Origin of the sequence: Bradyrhizobium sp. 1 (assembly GCF_023073315.1) — a bacterium.
Taxonomy (GTDB): domain Bacteria; phylum Pseudomonadota; class Alphaproteobacteria; order Rhizobiales; family Xanthobacteraceae; genus Bradyrhizobium.
In genome coordinates, this window is sequence record NZ_JADPJH010000026.1 from 58,707 (window position 1) to 79,300 (window position 20,594).

17 protein-coding genes are annotated in these 20,594 nt (G+C 62.3%); 7 read left to right on the forward strand and 10 right to left on the reverse strand.

Annotated elements, in window-relative coordinates:
* The first annotated feature begins 113 nt into the window (after positions 1–113).
* Entirely contained in the window at positions 114–1,025 is a 912-nt protein-coding gene (locus IVB29_RS20815; RefSeq protein ID WP_247505256.1) for a LysR family transcriptional regulator, read from the forward strand.
* A gap of 3 nt (positions 1,026–1,028) precedes the next feature.
* Here the strand turns inward: IVB29_RS20815 and IVB29_RS20820 are convergent, their stop codons facing one another.
* Positions 1,029–2,030, reverse strand: a complete 1,002-nt coding sequence (locus IVB29_RS20820; RefSeq protein ID WP_247505257.1) for a D-glycerate dehydrogenase — start codon at positions 2,028–2,030, stop codon at positions 1,029–1,031.
* Between the two features lie 337 nt (positions 2,031–2,367).
* Between IVB29_RS20820 and IVB29_RS20825 the strand changes: the two genes are divergently transcribed.
* Complete coding sequence (locus tag IVB29_RS20825) at positions 2,368–2,898, forward strand: SH3 domain-containing protein (protein ID WP_247505258.1); 531 nt, start codon at positions 2,368–2,370, stop codon at positions 2,896–2,898.
* Between the two features lie 83 nt (positions 2,899–2,981).
* On the opposite strand, the gene irrA is transcribed toward IVB29_RS20825, so the two are convergent.
* Positions 2,982–3,473, reverse strand: coding sequence for an iron response transcriptional regulator IrrA (irrA, locus tag IVB29_RS20830; RefSeq protein WP_247505259.1), 492 nt, complete (start codon positions 3,471–3,473; stop codon positions 2,982–2,984).
* 354 nt (positions 3,474–3,827) lie between these two features.
* On the opposite strand from irrA, the gene fabA reads away from it, so the two are divergent.
* The 3 genes from fabA (at position 3,828) to fabI (ending at position 6,538) form a co-directional block, all read left to right on the forward strand.
* Positions 3,828–4,349 carry a bifunctional 3-hydroxydecanoyl-ACP dehydratase/trans-2-decenoyl-ACP isomerase gene (gene fabA, locus IVB29_RS20835; RefSeq protein WP_247505260.1) on the forward strand — a complete coding sequence of 174 codons (522 nt, stop codon included), beginning with the start codon at positions 3,828–3,830 and terminating at the stop codon, positions 4,347–4,349.
* Positions 4,350–4,390: 41 nt separating this feature from the next.
* Positions 4,391–5,614: a beta-ketoacyl-ACP synthase I gene (fabB, locus tag IVB29_RS20840; protein WP_247505261.1), complete on the forward strand. Its 1,224-nt coding sequence runs from the start codon at positions 4,391–4,393 to the stop codon at positions 5,612–5,614.
* A 123-nt stretch (positions 5,615–5,737) separates the two neighbouring features.
* Positions 5,738–6,538: an enoyl-ACP reductase FabI gene (fabI, locus tag IVB29_RS20845; protein WP_247505262.1), complete on the forward strand. Its 801-nt coding sequence runs from the start codon at positions 5,738–5,740 to the stop codon at positions 6,536–6,538.
* Positions 6,539–6,679: 141 nt separating this feature from the next.
* On the opposite strand, the gene IVB29_RS20850 is transcribed toward fabI, so the two are convergent.
* The 6 genes from IVB29_RS20850 to IVB29_RS20875 form a co-directional block, all read right to left on the reverse strand.
* On the reverse strand, positions 6,680–7,093 hold the full coding sequence (locus IVB29_RS20850; RefSeq protein ID WP_247505263.1) for a hypothetical protein: 414 nt from the start codon (positions 7,091–7,093) through the stop codon (positions 6,680–6,682).
* Between the two features lie 284 nt (positions 7,094–7,377).
* On the reverse strand, positions 7,378–7,590 hold the full coding sequence (locus IVB29_RS20855; RefSeq protein ID WP_247505264.1) for a hypothetical protein: 213 nt from the start codon (positions 7,588–7,590) through the stop codon (positions 7,378–7,380).
* A gap of 187 nt (positions 7,591–7,777) precedes the next feature.
* The gene (locus IVB29_RS20860; protein WP_247505265.1) at positions 7,778–8,374 is read right to left on the reverse strand and encodes a glutathione S-transferase family protein; all 597 of its coding nucleotides are present in this window, start codon (positions 8,372–8,374) and stop codon (positions 7,778–7,780) included.
* A gap of 95 nt (positions 8,375–8,469) precedes the next feature.
* Positions 8,470–9,312, reverse strand: a complete 843-nt coding sequence (locus IVB29_RS20865) for a hypothetical protein (RefSeq protein ID WP_247505266.1) — start codon at positions 9,310–9,312, stop codon at positions 8,470–8,472.
* An 83-nt stretch (positions 9,313–9,395) separates the two neighbouring features.
* Complete coding sequence (locus IVB29_RS20870) at positions 9,396–9,857, reverse strand: GNAT family N-acetyltransferase (RefSeq protein ID WP_247505267.1); 462 nt, start codon at positions 9,855–9,857, stop codon at positions 9,396–9,398.
* A 6-nt stretch (positions 9,858–9,863) separates the two neighbouring features.
* Positions 9,864–10,790 carry a hydrogen peroxide-inducible genes activator gene (locus IVB29_RS20875; RefSeq protein WP_247505268.1) on the reverse strand — a complete coding sequence of 309 codons (927 nt, stop codon included), beginning with the start codon at positions 10,788–10,790 and terminating at the stop codon, positions 9,864–9,866.
* A gap of 114 nt (positions 10,791–10,904) precedes the next feature.
* Here IVB29_RS20875 and katG point away from each other — a divergent pair, with 114 nt between their 5' ends.
* On the forward strand, positions 10,905–13,073 hold the full coding sequence (gene katG / locus IVB29_RS20880; RefSeq protein WP_247505269.1) for a catalase/peroxidase HPI: 2,169 nt from the start codon (positions 10,905–10,907) through the stop codon (positions 13,071–13,073).
* Between the two features lie 563 nt (positions 13,074–13,636).
* Positions 13,637–17,611 (forward strand): CHAT domain-containing protein, encoded by a 3,975-nt coding sequence (locus IVB29_RS20885; RefSeq protein WP_247505270.1) that lies wholly within the window; start codon positions 13,637–13,639, stop codon positions 17,609–17,611.
* Positions 17,612–17,699: 88 nt separating this feature from the next.
* Here the strand turns inward: IVB29_RS20885 and pnp are convergent, their stop codons facing one another.
* Both pnp and rpsO read right to left on the reverse strand, forming a co-directional pair.
* The gene (gene pnp, locus IVB29_RS20890) at positions 17,700–19,856 is read right to left on the reverse strand and encodes a polyribonucleotide nucleotidyltransferase (protein WP_247505271.1); all 2,157 of its coding nucleotides are present in this window, start codon (positions 19,854–19,856) and stop codon (positions 17,700–17,702) included.
* A gap of 466 nt (positions 19,857–20,322) precedes the next feature.
* A complete protein-coding gene (rpsO, locus tag IVB29_RS20895; RefSeq protein WP_247505272.1) occupies positions 20,323–20,592 on the reverse strand; it encodes a 30S ribosomal protein S15 in 270 nt (89 codons plus the stop codon).
* Positions 20,593–20,594: the final 2 nt, after the last annotated feature.

Below are 20,594 nucleotides of genomic sequence, written 5' to 3' on the forward strand. Positions count from 1 at the left end.
CTCCTCGAAAAGGCGGCAGGCTGATTTCGCCGCGTGACGAGGCCAGATATGCGCCCGGCCGATTACGCCGATAAGCTGGACAATCTAGAATGGCTTGTTCACATTAGCGAACAATGGCTGATCCCGACCTGCGCGATCTCGACGTGTTCGTGGCTGTCGCCCGCACCCGCAATTTCCGGCGTGCGGCGGTCGAAATCCGCGTGTCGGTGTCGAGCCTTAGCCAGAGGCTACGGGACCTGGAGGAGCGCCTCGGCGTCCGCCTGATGAACCGCACCACCCGCAGCGTCGCGCTGACCGAGGCGGGCGAGCTGCTGCTGTCGCGCGTGGCGCCGGCCCTGCGCGATGTCGGCGATGCCCTGGATCAGGTCCGGGGCCTGCGCGAGGTCGCCTCCGGCCGGCTGCGCATCAACGCGCCGCCGCCGGCGGTCGATCTGGTGCTGGCGCCGATGGTCGGGCCGTTCTTGCAGGCGCATCCGCAGGTCGATCTCGACATCGTCTCCGAGAGCGGTTTCGTCGACATCGTCAGTGGCGGCTACGATGCCGGCGTGCGCTATGGCGAGCATCTCGCGCAGGACATGGTCGCGATCCCGCTCAGCGGCTCGCAGCGCTATGTCGTCGTCGCCTCGCCCGATTACATCGCGCGCCGCGGCAGGCCGAAGCATCCGAAGGACCTGCTTGACCACGATTGCATTCGCGCCCGCTACTCAAGCGGCGTCATGCATGATTGGGAATTCGAGAAAGCTGGCCAGCTCATGAAGGTCGATCCGCCCGCAAAACTGATCTCGACCAATATGAACCTTGCCATGCACGCCGCGCTCGCCGGCGCGGGCATCTGGGCAAGCCTCGACGGCTATGTCGGCGAAGCCGTGAAATCCGGCGCGCTGGTCAGCCTGATGGAAGATTGGTGCGAGCCGTTTCCCGGCCCGTTCCTGTACTATCCAAGCCGGCGCCAGACGCCGCCTGCGCTGCGCGCCTTCATCGATTTCGTCGCGGACTGGCGCAAGCGCGAAGCGCGCAGCAAATAAGCCTCAGAGCATGCTCGGCAGCACGCGATCCGGCGGCTTATGGGCGTCGAGGAAGGTGCGGATGTTGATGATCACCTTCTCGCCCATCTCGACGCGGCCTTCGATCGTGGCCGATCCCATATGCGGCAGCAGCGTCACCTTGCCGGCCTTGGCGAGCCGCACCAGCTTTGGATTCACCGCGGGCTCGTGCTCGTAGACGTCGAGGCCGGCGCCGCCGATCTCGCCGCCTTCGATCAGCTTGATCAGCGTGTCCTCGTCGGTCACTTCGCCGCGCGCGGTGTTGACGATGTAGGCGTCCTTGCGGATCAGCTTCAGCCGCCGCGCCGAGAGCAGATGATAGGTGGCGGGCGTGTGCGGACAGTTGACGGAGATGATGTCCATCCGCGCCAGCATCTGGTCGAGGCTTTCCCAATAGGTCGCGCCAAGCTCCTCGGCGATCTTCGGCGCGACGGGTCGGCGGTTGTGATAGTGGATCTGCAGGCCGAAGGCGCGGGCGCGGCGTGCCACCGCTTGGCCGATCCGGCCCATGCCGATGATGCCGAGACGTTTTCCGCCGATGCGATGGCCAAGCATCCAGGTCGGCGACCAGCCGGGCCACGGCTTTCCTTCAGTGAGAATGGAGGCGCCTTCGATCATCCGGCGCGGCACGGCCAGGATCAGCGCCATGGTCATGTCGGCGGTGTCTTCGGTCAGGACCTTTGGCGTGTTGGTGACGGTAATGCCGCGGGCATGCGCGGCCTCGACGTCGATATTGTCGACGCCATTACCGAAATTCGCGATCAGCTTCAGCTTGCAGTCGGGCTGGTTGACGATGTCGGCACTGATGTGATCGGTGACGGTCGGAACCAGGATGTCGGCAGTGCACGCGGCTTCCGCGATCTGCTCGGCCGACATCGGTATGTCCTCGAGATTGATCCGCGCGTCGAACAGCTCGCGCATCCGGGTCTCGATCGAGTCCGGCAGCTTGCGCGTCACCACGACGAGGGGCTTTTTCTTCACCGACATGTCCTGCCCTCATGAGGCATTGCAGGCCGCCTCTGTCGCCAAAGGCCGGCCGTTGAGGCCTCATTAACCCGGTTGTTCGACACTGCCTTTTGCCGTGTCGTCCCCGGCGTTTCCTTCAAGCTCTCCCGACATTTCCGGCCGGAAAATCGGGGCAAACTGGTCGTTCAGATGTCCGTCCTCTCTAGCAGAAGGCCGGGCCAAGACAAGAACCACGGGTTTGGCTTGTAGATCCGGCTTCGGGAACACCCGCGTGGGGCGGGCTGGGGTTGCACGGCAGGTATTGGAATTCGGGGTGAGGATCTGGCTGAGGCCTGGGTCCTCGACAGGAGACGGATTGATGGCGTTGGGGCGGTTTTGTTCGGTGATGGCGCTCGTTTGTACCTGGTTGGGCGCCTCGGTCGGCCCCTCGCATTCGGCCAAGGACAGCACCCCCCAGACCGCCAGCGGCCTTCCGGTGCCGCGCTATGTCAGCCTCAAATCGGATCATGTGAACGTCCGCGCCGGCCCGACCAAGGACAATGACGTGGCCTGGGTCTACACCCGTTCCGGCCTGCCGGTCGAAATCACCGCCGAGTTCGAGAACTGGCGCCGGGTGCGCGATTCCGAAGGCGCCGAGGGCTGGGTCTATCATTCGCTGCTGTCCGGCCGCCGCACCGCGGTCGTCACCATGAAGCACAAGGACGATCTTGCGCCGATCTATGACCGGGCTGACGCCGAGAGCGCGATTGCGGCAAAGCTCCAGGTCGGCGTCGTCACGCAGGTCAAGAAGTGCACTGCAAACTGGTGCCGCGTCAGCGGCAACGGTTTTGACGGCTGGATCCAGCAGGAACGCCTCTGGGGCGTCTACTCGGACGAGCAGGTCAACTGACGCGCAGCGTCGAATGACCGCCTGAAACGACAATGGCCGGGAAATCCCGGCCATGACGATCAAATCAGCGATGTAAGACGATCTCAGCGCTTCTTGCGCAGGCGCACGACCATGTCGATGCGGGCGATCTCGTAACCCTCCGGCACCTCCGGCATCTTGGACAGCGCCAGATGCGGATCCTCGATGTCGACCAGCTCGTGGCTATTCTCGAGGTAGTAGTGGTGGTGGGTGGTGACGTTGGTGTCGAAATAAGTCTTGGTGCCGTCGACACTGACCTGCCGCAGCAGGCCGGCGTCGGTCAGCTGGTTCAGCGTGTTGTAGACGGTCGCCAGCGACACCGGCACCTTGGCGAGCGTGGCTTCCTCATAGAGCATTTCAGCAGTGAGGTGGCGCGCACCCTTGCCGAACAGCAGCCAGCCAAGCGCCATGCGCTGACGGGTCGGGCGGAGGCCTGCGGACTGCAGCATTTCGTTGACGTCGTGCCACGGGCAGCCGGTCAAAGCCGGCTGGCGGCCGGACAGGAGGGCCGCAGTATGGGCGTCGTCGTCGTGATGATGCGCTGTATTCTCGCTCATTTCCAGATTTCGGCACGCGTGGACACTGTATCTACCTGCAATATATGGACAGATAGATGCAGATGCAAGTTTCTCGCAACTAGAGAGGTTCTAATCAGACTTGGAACCGTGCGATCGTCCTGTCATTTTACCTTCATGAGATCACTTTGCCACCCGAAAAGGCCTGTGTTAGAGAGCGCGCGGTTCCGCTTAGCGGATTTTGGCGCAGGCGGGCATTGAGGCCCGGCCGCAGTCCATCCGAGCTCTGGGCATTCGCGCCTGCTGACGACGGCAATTGGCATTGCTTTCCGACCGGAACGGGACCCATTTTTGCCAGAAACGCCGCTCAATCGGGGTTAGAACAGAGGCTTCCGCATGCTGAACAGGCGAAACGGCTACGAATACGAAGATCTACTGGCTTGCGGCCGTGGCGAGATGTTCGGCCCGGGCAATGCCCAATTGCCGCTGCCGCCGATGCTCATGTTCGACCGCATCGCGGAAATCAGCGAGACTGGCGGCGAGTACGGCAAGGGCGTGGTGCGGGCCGAGCTCGACGTGAAGCCCGACCTTTGGTTCTTCGGCTGCCACTTCAAGAACGATCCGGTGATGCCTGGCTGCCTCGGCCTCGATGCGCTCTGGCAAATGGTCGGCTTTTATCTCGGCTGGACCGGGGGCGAAGGTCGTGGCCGCGCGCTTGGCCTGAACGAATTGAAGTTCAGCGGCCAGGTGCTGCCCGAGGCCCGCAAGGTTGTGTACAACGTCGATATCAAGCGCGTGATGCGTTCAAAGCTGGTGCTCGGCATCGCCGACGGATGGCTTTCGGTCGATGACCAGATTATCTATCGCGCCAAGGATCTGAAGGTCGGCCTGTTCAAACAGGGCACGAGCCTGAGCTAACGCGCATCACCAAGAAAGACAACGATTTAGGCGAGGCTGTCATGAGGCGGGTTGTGGTCACCGGGATGGGCATCGTCTCGTCCATCGGAAACAACACCCAGGAGGTGCTTGCAAGCCTTCACGAGGCGAAGTCGGGCATTTCTCGGGCTGAGAAATATGCCGAGCTCGGCTTCCGGTCGCAGGTGCAGGGTGCGCCGACGATCGATCCTGCGACGGTTGTCGACCGGCGTGCGATGCGCTTCCTCGGCCAGGGTGCCGGCTGGAATCACATCGCGATGGAGCAGGCGATCCAGGACTCTGGCTTGTCGCCCGAAGACGTCTCCAACATCCGCACCGGCATCATCATGGGCTCCGGCGGACCGTCCGCCCGCACCATCGTCGAAGCCGCCGACATCACCCGCACCAAGGGGCCGAAGCGCGTCGGGCCGTTTGCAGTGCCGAAGGCGATGTCGTCCACGGCCTCCGCAACGCTTGCGACCTGGTTCAAGATCAAGGGCGTCAACTATTCGATCTCCTCGGCTTGCGCGACCTCGAACCACTGCGTCGGCAACGCCTATGAGACGATCCAGATCGGCAAGCAGGACATCATCTTCGCCGGCGGCTGCGAGGAGCTCGACTGGTCGCTGTCGGTGCTGTTCGACGCCATGGGCGCGATGTCCTCGAAATACAACGACACGCCCGCCACCGCCTCGCGTCCCTACGACGTCAACCGCGACGGTTTTGTCATCGCCGGCGGCGCGGGAGTCCTCGTGCTGGAAGAGCTCGAGCACGCCAAGGCGCGCGGCGCGCGCATTTACGGTGAGATCGTCGGCTACGGCGCGACGTCGGACGGCTACGACATGGTCGCACCGTCAGGTGAAGGCGCCGAGCGCTGCATGCGCATGGCGATGTCGACGGTGAAAACCAAGGTCGACTACATCAACCCGCACGCGACCTCGACGCCGGCCGGCGATCCGCCGGAGATCGACGCGCTGCGACGCGTGTTTGGAAACGGTGAGAAATGCCCGCCGATCTCGGCGACCAAGGCGCTGACCGGCCACTCGCTCGGCGCCACCGGCGTGCAGGAGGCGATCTACTCGCTGCTGATGATGAACAACGGCTTCATCTGCGAGAGCGCGCACATCCAGGAGCTCGACCCCGCGTTCGCTGACATGCCGATCGTGCGCAAGCGCATCGACAACGTCAAAATCGGCACCGTGCTGTCGAACTCCTTCGGCTTCGGCGGCACCAACGCCACGCTGGTGTTCAGCCGGCTGGATGTGTGACGTTCTCGCGGACTGTTGATTTTCTTGTCATGGCCGGGCTTGTCCCGGCCATCCACGTCTTAGGCGCGTGGATCGAAGAACGTGGAAGCCCGGGCATGACGGAGAGTGGAGAGTAATTGCGAGATGGAAGGTTTGATGAAAGGCAAGCGCGGTCTGATCATGGGCATCGCCAATGATCATTCGATCGCCTGGGGCATGGCGAAGGCGCTGCATGCCCATGGCGCCGAGCTTGCCTTCACCTTCCAGGGCGAGGCCCTCGGCAAGCGCGTCAAGCCGCTGGCGGAATCACTTGGCGTGGACCTGGTGCTGCCCTGCGACGTCGAGGACATCGCCAGTGTCGATGCCACCTTCGATGCGCTCCGCGAAAAATGGGGCAAGCTCGATTTCGTCATCCACGCGATCGGCTTTGCCGACAAGAACGAGCTGAAGGGCCGCTACGCCGACACCAGCCGCGAAAATTTTTCCCGCACGATGGTGATCTCCTGCTTCTCCTTCACGGAGGTCGCAAAGCGCGCCGCCGAGCTGATGACCGAGGGCGGCAGCATGATCACGCTGACCTTCGGCGCCTCGGAGCGCGCGATGCCGAATTACAATGTGATGGGCGTGGCCAAGGCAGCGCTGGAAGCCTCGGTGCGCTATCTCGCCTCCGACTTCGGACCGCGCGGCATCCGCGTCAACGCGATCTCCGCAGGTCCCATCCGCACGCTTGCCGGCTCCGGCATCGGCGAGGCGCGCGCGATGTTCGCCTTCATGCAAAAGCATTCGCCGCTCCGCCGCGGCGTCACGCTCGACGAGCTCGGTGGCTCCGCGTTGTATCTGTTGTCGGACCTCTCCGGCGGCGTGACCGGCGAAATCCATTATGTCGATTCAGGCTACAACACCGTTTTGATGCCGCGGCCGGACGATCTGAAGATGCCGGACTAGGGCGTGTACTCATAAACGTCAGCTTTCGAGGGTTAAGCGCCGTTGACGAGTGCGGCCCATCGCCTAGGTTGCGGTATCCGATACGTTGCTGAGCGAGCGCCGATCATACGTCAGGCGGCAGTCGATAGCATTGTTGCCTGATCAGTCATTCGCGCCGACATCCGTAAAAAGGAAGCCCGCCGGCGTCTTGGTAAAGACGAAGATGGTCTCGCCGCAGAAGACGAAGTAATTGTCGTTGTTCTCTTGGTCGCGATCGTAGACGGCCTTGCCGCGCTGGATGCACGCGCGATTTTTCGCCGTGAACGAGATCGGATAGGTCTTGGCGTGAAATTGAGTGGCGTCGCGAATTGCGCTGTCGTTCATGAACGGCAATCGTGTCATACCGGCGACGGCGGCCGCATCGTTTGTGCTCAGCGCCGCGCGAAACTTCTCGATGAAACCATCGAATTCCTTCTGCAAGGCGGGAGAAGCGACGGCTTTTTTCGGCGGCTGGGCGACGGCTGGAGCAAGGTTCACGAAAGCGGTTGCGAGCATAATTCTCAGCAAGAGTCCCACGGGGCGGCTCCGTCCAACGATCAATCAAGGTCTTCCGACCGATCCAAATCCATGGTGTTCTGTTGCGTCAAGGACTTTCTGGCTCGCCGGCGCAGCGTTAGCTCCGCACAGGCGTGGACCAACAGCATTCGCCGGAGCATACGCTGACATGTTTTGCCGCGCTCGCTTATGGCCCTTAGCCGAAGGTCAATTGAGCGCGTGTCATGTCGGCTGTCAGGGGCAAACCGAACGCCAATACAGCTTGGCACCCACTGCTGCTTTTGGCTCGCAGCGGACGTTAGCGGTCAGTCTTTCATGCCATCCAGACCCGGATGTTCTTTGTAGATATTGTCCTGAAGCATGGTGTCGATCCGAGCAATGATATCGCCGACCGATGTCCTCAATCTCAGAAATTCATCTGCTGGAGAAGCTTCTTTGGCGAGCGTGAGCGCTAGGGACAACTCCTCAGTGACCCGCTCTACGTGCTGTTTAAATCGTATAGCTGATTTCGCGTCCATAGAACCATCTCGCGGGAATAGGGCCTTGCAAATGGCGGCACCCTTGGACCAAGAAGCCTTCCAAATAGTTAGAACGCTACTGTTCCGTTGATGGTCCAAGGCGGAAGTCCTGCAACATTCCGATTTCGGGCCGCTATCAGAGGCATAGCGGACGTCAAACGGCCTCCCCGATTTATGAGTACACGCCCTAGCCCGCCGCGATCTTTTCCGCGCGCTGGAACGCCGGCCGCGCCATGCAGCGCCCGAGATAGGCATCGAAGGCCGGGCGCGACGGCACCATCTTGAACTGGCGCACCGCGAAATTCAGGCCCGAGCCGATGGTGATGTCGGCAGCGGAAAAATCCTCGCCGAGAATCCACGGCCCCTTTTCGAGCGCCGCTTCCAGCACGTCGAACACCTGCGTCGCACTGCCCCAGGCAGCAGTCGAGGTCGGCACCTCGATGTTGGTGTAGATCTGGATGATGGCGGGTTCGATGCAGCCCGGCGAGAAGAACAGCCATTGCAGATAGCGCGCGCGGCGCGGATCGGTCGCCGCGGGCGCCAGCTTCGCCTCGGGATAGCGGTCGGCGATGTAGGCGCAGATCGCGGCGGCTTCGCCTAGCGCGGCATCGCCGTCGCTGAGCGCCGGCACCTTGCCCATCGGATTGACCTTGAGAAAGTCCGGCGCCTTCTGCGCGCCGGTCGAGATGTCGGTCAACACGCGCTCATAGGGCAAGCCGCTCTCTTCCATTAGCCAGAGCGTCGTGAAGGAACGCGAGCGGGGCGACCAATAGAGCCTGATCATGGTGGGAACTTTCCATCAGCGAGACCAAACCAGATTGGATTTATTGCGTGCCAGGGTCGATTGAATCAAGACGGCAGATGCGCAGGCCATCCGATTCAATCCTCCTCGAGATAGCCGGGAAGAGTCCGATCGAGTCTCGTCGCGACGAGCGCCCGAGTCCTCTCCCGTAGCGTCACATTGCTCGAAGCCGCGGCGGGTGGGTCAGGGAATTGGGAATTGTCGAGTTTGGTCATCGGATCTTCCGTGAACCTCAAGCTCTCGGAGAGATTGGAGCCGAAATTGGCGAAATTCCGATTGATCTGCTCGTAGCTCCGCCCATCGATCAGATTGATCGCAATGTTGGCGAACAGGTGCGAATGCCTGGCGAAAGATCCAAGGCCGCGACTGTAGGCGCCGATGCCATCCAGCGTCAGGCTGGAGCCCTGCAACTCGGTCTTGAACCTGGTCACGACGAGATAGCGCTCGCAATTCGCATTAGGCGTGATGCCACGAACGATCGCCGGCAACCGTTCGCTCGGATCCGGGATGAGCCTGGATTTGGGATTGTAGAAGGGTTCAAATGCCCCCTTGGGATAGCTGACCTTCCTGATCGCCGGATCGGCGCCGGCCGCGGCACGGACACGGGCCAGCACGATGTCGTCGAGGCCCCAATCGTCGATCGAAACCTCGTTGAATTCAGTCTCGAACACCGTAAGGCCGAATTTCTCGACGGAGAAGCGGTCGCCGATTGCGGAAATGACGCCAAGGCGGCAGGGACCGGTGCTGGCGATGTCTGCAGGCTTGGCGGGCGCCTTCGGCTTCGCCGTCGCTTTCTTGGCAGCCGGCTTTCCGGGTGGTGCGGTCTGAGCCGAGGGCACGGTGGTTGCGGGAGGGGTCTGTGCGGCTGCCGGAGCCATGAGGGCCAGCAGGGTCATGATGGAGACAGCAATGCGAACCATGGATTCCGGGAGGCGAGATGCGGAAGACGCGCCACACTAAGTTGGGATCATGACAACCGCAAGCTGCACCCGGAAATCGTTGTCTACCCGACGGGCCGCCGCTTCCACCGGTAATATTTCATCACGAACCCGTTCGACGGCTCGACCTCTTCCTTCTCGAACACAAAGCCCTCGCGCTCGTACCAGCGCCAGGCCTTTTCGTTTTCGCGGACGCAGCGCAGGTACATCTCATCGGGCATTTGCGTGCGCGTGAAGGCGAGCAGTTTCCGTCCGAGCGATCGCCCCTGATAGGCGGGTCCGACGAAAAGCATATCGAGATAGAGCTTTGGCAGATGCAGCGCCAGCATCGCGGCGATCGTGCCGTTGTCGTCGGCGACGAACAGGGTCCAGCCGTCCTCGATCTCGCGCGCGACACGTGCACGCAGGTTCGCCAGCAGGAAGTCGCTCGCCTCGGCAAGTCCGGTCGAGACCCAGCTCTCCATCCAGACGCGGGCGACCTCGTCATATTCGTCGACGCGGGCGGGGCGGATGACGGGATCCGACATCGAGGCCTACGCCCGTTGGCCGCGGACGGCCTGCCGCGTGCGCACCTTGCCGGCCGACAGGCACACCACTTCGGAGATCTGGAGCAATTGCCGCGCCAGCGGGCTCGTTTTGCGCCAGACCATGCCGATGGTGCGCGAGGGCTCGGGGTCGCGGAAGCGCGACAGCGAGACCGAGGCCGATCGCGTCTCCACCGGCACCGCCATCTCCGGGATCAGCGTGACGCCGATGCCGGCGCTGACCATCTGCACCAGGGTCGACAGCGAATTCGCATCCAGCATCTCGCGTGGCGGCGCCGACTGCATGTTGCAGAAGGAGAGCGCCTGGTCGCGGAAGCAATGCCCCTCCTCGAGCAGCAACAGCCGCATCTCGCGCATCATCTCGCGCGACGGCGCCGGTGTGCCCTCATCGGAGCCCGGCCGCACCAGCAAAAATTTCTCGTCGAACAGCGCGACCTCGGTGAGCGAGGGCTCCGACACCGGCAGGGCGACGATGGCTGTGTCGAGCCGGCCTTCGACCAACTCCTGGATCAGCCGCGGCGTCATCGTCTCGCGCACCCGGATGTCGAGCTCCGGATGCATGCGCGTGAGGTTTTTGGTGATGGTGGGCAGCAAATAGGGCGCGATCGTCGGGATCATGCCGATGCGCAGGCGACCTGAGAAACGGTCCTGCGAGGCGCGGGCGAAATCGCCGAGCTCATCGACCGAGCGCAGGATGTCGCGGACGCGTGGCGCGAGTTCTTCGCCAAACCGGGTCAGCGCCACCTGCCGGGCGCTGCGTTCCAGCAGCAGCCCGCCGAGCGCGTCCTCCAGCTCCTTGATCTGCATCGACAGGGCCGGCTGCGAGATCGAGCTTGCCTCCGCCGCACGGCCGAAATGGCCGTGGCGCGCCAGCGCATCGAAATACCGGAGCTGGCGCATTGTCACGTTGGCCATCAGAAAATCCTATCGCAGCGATCATTAAAGTCAACTTCCCCTGATGGAATGAGAAGCTTAGAGTGCTTCTACCTGGTCAAAGGCGCGAGTTCGACGCCACCAGAGGAGGTATTCATGGACGACTCTTCAAAGTGCCCGTTTTCGGGTGGAAAACGCGTGCCGGCGAACCGCGATTGGTGGCCAACCCAGCTCAGCATCGAGATGCTGCACAAGAATTCCCCCAAGTCCGACCCGATGGACAAGGACTTCGACTACACCAAGGAATTCAAGTCGCTTGACCTGAACGCGGTCATCAAGGACCTGACCGCACTGATGACGGACTCCCAGGAATGGTGGCCCGCCGACTTCGGTCACTACGGCGGCCTCATGATCCGCATGGCATGGCACAGCGCGGGCACCTATCGCACCACGGACGGCCGCGGTGGCGCCGGTGCCGGGCAGCAGCGTTTCGCGCCGCTCAACAGCTGGCCCGACAACGCCAACCTCGACAAGGCGCGCCGTCTGCTCTGGCCGATCAAGCAGAAATACGGCCGCAAGATTTCCTGGGCCGATCTGATGGTGCTGGCTGGCAACGTCGCGCTGGAGTCGATGGGCTTCAAGACGTTTGGTTTCGCCGGCGGCCGCGTCGACGTGTGGGAGCCGGAAGAGCTGTATTGGGGTCCCGAAGGCACTTGGCTGGGCGATGAGCGCTACAGCGGCGAACGCCAGCTCGCCGAGCCGCTCGGCGCGGTGCAGATGGGCCTCATCTACGTCAATCCGGAAGGCCCGAACGGCAAGCCGGACCCGGTCGCCGCAGCCAAGGACATCCGCGAGACCTTCGCCCGCATGGCGATGAACGACGAGGAAACCGTCGCGCTGATCGCCGGCGGCCACAGCTTCGGCAAGACTCATGGCGCGGGCGATCCGTCGCTGGTCGGACCGGAGCCGGAAGCGGGCGCGCTCGAGGATCAGGGGCTCGGCTGGAAGAGCAAGCACGGCTCGGGCCACTCGGGCGATTCCATCACCAGCGGTCTCGAGGTGACCTGGACGAAGACGCCGACGAAGTGGAGCAACAACTTCTTCGAGAACCTGTTCAACTTCGAGTGGGAGCTGACCAAGAGCCCGGCCGGTGCGCAGCAGTGGACGGCCAAGAACGCCGAAGCCATCATTCCCGATGCCTTCGACAAGTCGAAGAAGCACCGGCCGACGATGCTGACGACCGATCTCTCGCTGCGTATGGATCCGGCCTATGAGAAGATCTCGCGCCGCTTCCTCGAGAATCCCGACCAGTTCGCGGACGCCTTCGCCCGCGCCTGGTTCAAGCTCACCCATCGCGACATGGGTCCGATCCAGCGCTATCTCGGCCCGCTGGTGCCAAAGGAAACGCTGATCTGGCAGGACCCGATCCCGGCCGTGAATCACGAGCTGGCCAGCGATCAGGACATCGCTGCGCTGAAGACCAAGATTCTGGCTGCGGGCCTCTCGGTGTCCGAGCTGGTCTCGACCGCCTGGGCGTCGGCCTCGACGTTCCGCGGCTCGGACAAGCGCGGCGGCGCCAACGGCGCGCGCATCCGGCTTGCTCCGCAGAAGGACTGGGAAGTGAACGAGCCGGCTCAGCTCGCCAAGGTGCTCGGCAAGCTCGAAGCGATCCAGAAGGACTTCAACGCGTCGTCGGGCGCGAAGAAGGTCTCGCTCGCGGACCTGATCGTGCTCGGCGGCACCGCCGCGGTCGAGAAGGCCGCGAAGGATGCCGGCGTCGACGTGAAGGTCGCCTTCACGCCGGGCCGCATGGATGCTTCGCAGGAGCAGACTGACGCTGCTTCGTTTGCTCCGCTGGAGCCGCGGGCCGATGGCTTCCGTAACTTCATCGGCAAGCGGCATCAGTTCATGATGCCCGAGGAGGCTCTGGTCGATCGTGCGCAGTTGCTCCGGCTTACCGGCCCGGAGATGACCGTGCTGCTCGGCGGTCTGCGCGTGCTCGGTGCCAATGCGAACGGTTCGAAGGATGGCGTCCTTACCTCGAAGGTGGGAACGCTGAGCAACGACTTCTTCGTCAACCTGCTCGACATGAGCACGCAATGGACGCCGGCCGGCACCGACGGCACCTATGAGGCCCGCGACCGCAAGACCAATGCGGTGAAATGGACCGGCACGCGCGTCGACCTGATCTTCGGCGCGCACTCGCAGCTTCGCGCCTACGCCGAGGTCTATGCCACGTCGGACGCCAAGGAGCAGTTCGTGAAGGACTTCGCCAAGGCCTGGACCAAGGTGATGAACCTCGACCGGTACGACATCGCGGCGTGAGCTGAGGTCGGCTGATCCCCGGACTTTTTTGGAGGCCGGGGTGTTGGAAACCCAGGGGGGCGGCGCCAAGAGCAACTTGGCGCCGCCCAGCTTTTTGGAGGCGCGAATGACCGCTTGAGGCCGTGCGAAAGCGCACGCTTTTCTCACATCGTGCAAGACAGGCTTCCAGCGCTCAGGCGCAGGGCCCATGGAAAGCGCCACCGTTCACAACGCGCTACAGTCTGTGACTTGTATCACGGTCGCAAAAACTGCTTGATGCAACTTATTTGAACGCATGACCTCGGAAAATCCTGCCCATGAAATTGCGGACGAGAGACCAGGCAGCCCTCTCCATTACATTTGCCGTCGCCATGTCGCTCATTTGCGGCGCATCTTCGCGAGCGGCAGATATGGGCAACGACGAAATCGAGCAGCTTCTCAGAAAGCGATTTTTGATGCGTTGCCCTCTCAAGGCGGCATGCCAGGACTCACCTCATCCCGTCCCGGGGCAATTCCCCATTGTGAAATCCAGACGAGCGAACACGCGCGATGTCGCCAAGCCAGCACCATGAGGTGATCCTCCAATGTCGTTGCGCTTCGTTCGATATGCCGCGGCGGTGTGTGCCATTCCCGGGTTTCTTTGCACGAGCCAGAACGCGCAGGCGCTGGAATGGGTGAAGGGCTGCCTGACAGACAAGAAGGTCTGCCTGACGGCCGCGGCGTTCAAAGCCCCGGATGGTTTCGTCGCACATTTCGGAGCAATGACGACCGCCGACAACGTTAGAAAGTTTCGGGTGCTGGTCCCCTTGGGGGTGCGTTCGGACTATGGTGCTCGGATCAACACGACGGTTGATGGCGGCGGCCTGTCGGCGTGGCTCGACAGTTGCACGTCAGACGGCTGCCTGTCCGAGATCAGCGCGACACGGTGGGCGATCGAGCAATCGGGAGATGGCAATACTTTCGCTGTCAAGGCGTCGGCCAGCGACGGGAAGCCGCTCTCCTTCAGCTTCCGGATGAAGGGATTTCAGGCCGCATATCGTGGGCCGGACGTGGATTGGCGCGAACTTAGCGAATCCCAGCAATCCATATTCACACGGTTGATGCCCGAGGCGAAAGCCGTACAGCCGGCCCCCCTGGGCGAAATTTTCGGAAGTTTCTCCGGCTGGCGGCGTCTCTGCCAGACGGGGAATTCTTCAGCGACCGAGAAGTGTTCGATTCAGAGCAGAGCCGTCGATCGCAACAACGCGTCGATAGCCAATGTCTCCGTGATCTCCAACGACGGACGATCCGGTCTCGGCTTCGTTCTCCCACAAGGCGTTCTTATCCGGGCGGGCACGAAGCTGTCGTTCGACGGCAAGCCATATGGACGTGCGCCAGTCTCCGGCTGCGAAGCGAGCGGTTGCATGTCGGCCTATCTCAGCGCGGATCTGTCCGAGAAGATCAGGCAGTCCAGGACAGTCGAGATCGAATATTTTGAGGCGCGCAGAATACGCGTTTCTATGTCGTTTTCGTTGGCCGGATTGGACGATGCGGCGCGGAGCGTTCAGCCCGGTTCGAAGGCGCCGAACGCAGGGCGAGTTGCGTCCGCTCAGCACGCGACAGCGTCGAAGGGAGTCATCTTAAGACGCGACGTGATCGACAGCGATGTCCTCGATGGGCCCACGGTCGAGAGGCTGGGTGAAGAGCAATTCCAGCCCCAGCAATCGGGCCATGGGTACAAGCCGCCGGATATGTCGGCTCTCAAGCAGAAATGGGCCGAAATCAATCGCCTCAAGGAAGAGGCGAACAAGAAGTCCGGACCGGCTGCGCCGGCGCCCCCTAACGTATTCACCGCTGTCCGCGCGATTCACGAGAAGGGAAAGCGCCTCGAGCATGACGGCCTTTTTCAGGAGGCCGAGGACCGGTACGTGGAAGCCCTGAAGACGATGGAAACGGCCAAGGGGATTGACGCTCCTGATACGGCGAATGCTCTCGCCACGATCGCAAACATCCAACGGAAGACCGGACGCTTGACGGAAGCCGAAGCGACGCTCAACCGCGCGCTCAAGATCACGGAGAAAATACAGCGGTATGAGTCGTCGGCGATCCATGAAGGGCTGTCGAACGTCTATTCCGATCAAGGCAGAGACGATGAGGCCCTCCAGGCGGCGCTGGCGGCACTTTCGATCAAGGAACAGTTCAGCTACCCCGGGCAGCTTGATCTGGCACCGTTTCTCTCGAGGGCAGGCATGCTCTATCTGAAACTGGGCCGACTCGACGATGCGTCGATCCTGCTCGGGCGGGCCTACGACCTGTACCAGAAATTCAGCGGGACGGCGAGCAGCGCGGAATCCGTGTTCGTGCTCACAAACCTGTCCAAGCTCAATGGGCTCCAGGGCCGGCACGCCCGGGCCAGAGAACTCGCTGATCGGGCCGTCGCGACGCTTCAGGCTCGCGCAGAATATCGCGATCACGAATTGATGGCAACGGCACTGGAAGCCCGGGGAGATGCCGCAGCTCTGGATAGCAATTATGCCGAGGCGATTGAGTTCTACACGCGCTCGCTGGGCGTTAGGCAGCGCTATTTCGGTCAGGATAACCCCAACGTCGCGCCTGCACAGCTCGGTCTTGGGAGACTGCTCCGTAAGCAAAGCAAGCCTGAGGAGGCCGTGACCTATTATGAACAGGCCCTTGCCACCAGACTGAAGGCTTTCGGCGCAGCCGATCTCGACGCCTTGAAGGCTCTGGACGAACTGGCGTCGCTCGAGAGCGATCTTGGCGACATGACAAAGGCGCTTGAGTATTCGAGCCGATTGGCTTCGGGCGCACGTGAAGCGCAGGGCGTCTCGTCCCGGATCACGCAAGATCTGGCCAGCGCTGACCAGGCGTCCTATCGCGCTTTCTTCCAGACCAGGCTTGCGATCCTGTCGAAGGTCTCGGACACCGCAGCCGCGGACGCTCCAGCACTGAGCGAAGAGGCGTTCGAGGTTGCGCAGAGAGCGACGACCTCTTCAACGGGCCTCGCCGTGCAGCAGATGAGCGCTCGCATCTCCGCAGGTAGCGGGGTGCTCTCCGACCTGATTCGTCAGCGTCAGGATTTGGAGGCGCGTCGTACGTCGCTGACGAATCAACTCGCCGCGATGTCGGCAAACGGCGGCACGGCCTGGGAGCACGATGCGGCAGTCCTGGTCCGAAAGCAGAAGCGCGAGACGGAAGATCAGCTGCAGGCCATCTTTCAAAAGATTCAGCTTCAGTCTCCGGAATATTCAGAGTTGTCGATTTCGCAACCTGTCACCATCAAACAGGTTCAGAGTCTCCTTGCCGACGACGAAACGCTGATCCTCTGGATCACCACGGAGAAGCAGACTCATATTTTTGGGATTTCGAAGCAGCAGTATAGCTGGCGGCCGACTGCAATGTCGTTGCGGTACTTGACGGACCGCGTCGCCGCGTTCCGGGAAGGCCTGGATGTGGCCCAGCTCTCGAACGCCTCCGGATCCGGCAAGAGCAAAATCTTCGATCTCGGCGTCGCCGCCGGGCTCTATGATCAGCTCTTGAAACCAGTCAGCGGGGTCTTTGCCGGGAAGCGGCACCTCCTCATCGTCGCTTCGGGCCCGCTCACCAGCCTGCCGGCTCACTTGCTGGTGATGCAACGCCCAACAGAAACTGGCGCCACCAACTTTTCGAGCTATCGTGAGGCCCGGTGGCTGATCAAGGATTTTGCCGTGAGCGTGCTGCCTTCAGTCGGCAGTTTGCGCTCCATTCGAATGCCGGAGGCAGCGACGGTGAGAGCAGGCAAGCCTCTCATTGGATTTGCTGATCCCCTGTTCGACCCGCAGGAACGAAAGGTCGCTCTCGCGGCAACCGCAACGCCTCGCAGATCCACCCTGACGCCGAGCGGCTCGTATACGGATTTCTGGCATGGCGCGAACATCGATCGTGATCAGCTTGCGAAGTCGCTTCCTACCCTGCTCGACACCGCGAATGAGTTGAGGGCCGTTGCCAGGAGCACGGGCGCGGCTTCTGAGGATCTGTTTTTCGAGCGGAATGCTTCTGAAACGAACGTCAAGCAGAGCCGGCTCTCCGACTACCGGATCGTCTATTTCGCCACGCATGGGCTGGTTGCTGGAGACATCAAGGGGCTCGGGCAACCCGCTCTCGCGCTGTCCATTCCCGAAGCTCCGAGCGCAGTGGACGATGGCTTGTTGACGGCAAGCGAGGTGACTGAGCTGAGGCTGAATGCCGATTGGGTCGTTCTTTCGGCTTGCAACACAATCGCGGGCGGGGCGCCCGGTGCCGAAGCACTTTCAGGGCTGGCCAAGGCGTTCTTCTATGCCGGTGCCCGGGCCCTGCTTGTCTCTCATTGGTCGGTGGATTCCTCTGCCGCAACGCGGTTGACGACGTCGACGTTTCAAATCTTGAGGGACAATCCAAACCTCGGCCGAGCAGAGGCCCTGCGGCGGTCCATGCTGAGCTTCCTTGCCGATCAGAGCGACCCCATCAATGCATATCCCGGGATTTGGGGGCCGTTCACGATCATTGGCGAAGGCGCGCGGGTACCGGACGGCCCGCGCCGTTGAGCCTGCCTGGACGGATGTGTGAACCGTCACCATCAAACAAAAGGGCAGCCGCGAGGCCACCCTTCGTGTTTCTGACAGGTAGCGAGGCTTACTCGCCGGCCGCCTCGCGCGGAGCCTTCTCGCCGTCGCCGACCTTGCCCTCGAGGTCTTCGCCGGTGGTCTGGTCGACCACCTTCATCGAGAGGCGGGTCTTGCCGCGATCGTCGAAGCCGAGCAGCTTGACCTTGACCTTGTCGCCTTCCTTGACGACGTCGGAGGTCTTCTGCACGCGCGCCGAAGCGAGCTGGCTGATGTGGACGAGGCCGTCCTTGGAGCCGAAGAAGTTCACGAAGGCGCCGAACTCCATCACCTTGACGACGGTGCCTTCATAGATCTGGCCGACTTCCGGATCGGAGGCGATCGACTTGATCCACTTGATCGCAGCCTTCATCGCTTCGCCGTCGCTGGAGGCGACCTTCACGGTGCCGTCGTCCTCGATGTTGACCTTGGCGCCGGTCTTCTCGACGATCTCGCGGATCACCTTGCCGCCGGTGCCGATCACTTCACGGATCTTGTCGGTGGCGATCTTGAAGGTCTCGATGCGCGGCGCGTATTCGCCGAGTTCGGCACGCGCGTTGGTGAGCGCCTTGGACATCTCGCCGAGGATGTGGATACGCCCATCCTTGGCCTGACCGAGCGCGACCTTCATGATCTCCTCGGTGATGCCTTCGATCTTGATGTCCATCTGGAGCGAGGTGATGCCTTGCTCGGTGCCGGCAACCTTGAAGTCCATGTCGCCGAGATGATCCTCGTCACCGAGGATGTCCGAGAGAACCGCGAAGCGCTTGTCTTCGAGGATCAGGCCCATCGCGATGCCCGCGGTCGGCCGCTTCAGCGGCACGCCGGCGTCCATTAGTGCGAGCGAGGCGCCGCAGACCGAAGCCATCGACGAGGAGCCGTTGGATTCGGTGATCTCCGACACCACGCGCGTGGTGTAGGGGAATTCGTGGTGGGGCGGCAGCACCGGGTGGATCGCGCGCCAGGCGAGCTTGCCGTGACCGATCTCGCGGCGCTTGGTGCCACCGAGGCGGCCGGTCTCACCGACCGAGTAGGGAGGGAAGTTGTAGTGCAGCAGGAACGTCTCTTTGTACGTTCCCGACAGCGCGTCGATGTACTGCTCGTCCTCGCCGGTGCCGAGCGTGGTCACGACCAGCGCCTGGGTCTCGCCGCGGGTGAACAGCGCCGAGCCGTGGGCGCGGGGCAGCACGCCGACTTCGGCGATGATGTTGCGCACGGTCTTGCTGTCGCGGCCGTCGATGCGCTTGCCGGTGTCGAGGATGTTCCAGCGAACGATCTTGGCTTCGAGCTCCTTGAACACGCCGCCGATGCGCAGCTTGTCGTATTTCGGCTCCTGCCCTTCGGGGAAGTAGTGAGCAATCACCTTTTCCTTGACCTTGCCGACCGCGGCGTAGCGATCCTGCTTGACCGGAATGGCGTAGGCGGCGCGCAGTTCCTGCTCGACCATGCCGAGCATTTCCTTTTCGAGCGCCGAATTGTCGATCGTGGTGACCTCGCGCGGCTCCTTGGCGGCCTTCTCGGCGAGCTCGATGATCGCCTTGATCACCGGCTGGATGTGGCGGTGACCGAACATCACCGCGCCGAGCATGATCTCTTCGTTCAGTTCCTTGGCTTCCGATTCCACCATCAGCACGGCGTCGGCGGTGCCAGCGACGACGAGGTCGAGCTGGGTGTCGACCATCTCGTCGAGCGTCGGGTTGAGGATGAACTCGTCATTGGCGAAGCCGACGCGGGCGGCGCCGATCGGGCCCTTGAAGGGCGCGCCGGACAGGGTCAGCGCAGCCGACGATGCCACCAGCGCGACGATGTCGGGATCGTTTTCCATGTCGTGCGAGAGCACGGTGACGATCACCTGGGTCTCGTTGCGCCAGCCGTCGACGAACAGCGGACGGATCGGACGGTCGATCAGGCGGGAGACCAGCGTCTCCTTCTCGGTCGGACGGCCCTCGCGCTTGAAATAGCCGCCGGGAATGCGGCCGGCTGCGTAGGTCTTTTCCTGATAGTCGACGGTCAGCGGCAGGAAGTCGACGCCCTCACGCGGCGTCTTCGCCGCGACGACGGTGGCGAGCACCACGGTCTCACCATAGGTGGCGACGACGGCGCCGTCGGCCTGGCGCGCGATCTTGCCGGTTTCGAGCTTGAGGGGGCGTCCACCCCAGTCGATCTCGACTGAATGCTTATTGAACATAGAGGTCTTCTTTCATGGGTTCTCGAAAGAAGGGACGGCTCGAAAAACAAAAACCATGCGCAAGATTGCGGGACGTTGATCGAAGCGGGCGATCAGCGTCCTGCGATCCTGCCATGGTTTTTGGATTTCGGATGGCGTCCATCCTTTCGGGTCATACGGGCGCCTTGCCCGTTGTGCCCAGCCGCCGGATTGCTGCTGGACTGTCAGTCGGCACGAACGCGAACACCAATTCTTCGGTCTTCGCCCATCATGCCCCGGATGCGAACCATCACTCGAGTACGATCCGGAAAAGTGCGAAGCGGTTTTCCGAAAAGATCATGCTCAAACAACAATCCAAAGTGCGATTCTTATCGCGCTTTGGACCCGCACCCGATGCGCACGCAGCCTCGATCAAAAACCTTTAAACAAACGCTTTCGTTCGAAACCACGCGCGAAAACGCGCGCCGTTGGGCGCGCGCAAGAACTCTTAACGACGAATGTTGTGCTTCTCGAGCAGCGCCTTGTAGCGCGCCTCGTCCTTCTTCTTCACATAGTCGAGGAGCGAGCGGCGGGTCGACACCAGCTTCAAGAGGCCGCGACGCGAATGGTTGTCCTTCACGTGGGTCTTGAAGTGGCCCGTGAGGTTGGCGATGCGTTCCGAAAGGATCGCGACCTGAACCTCGGGCGAGCCGGTGTCGCCGGCTTTGTTGGCATTCGTCTTGATGACTTCCGCTTTGCGTTCTGCGGCAATCGACATCG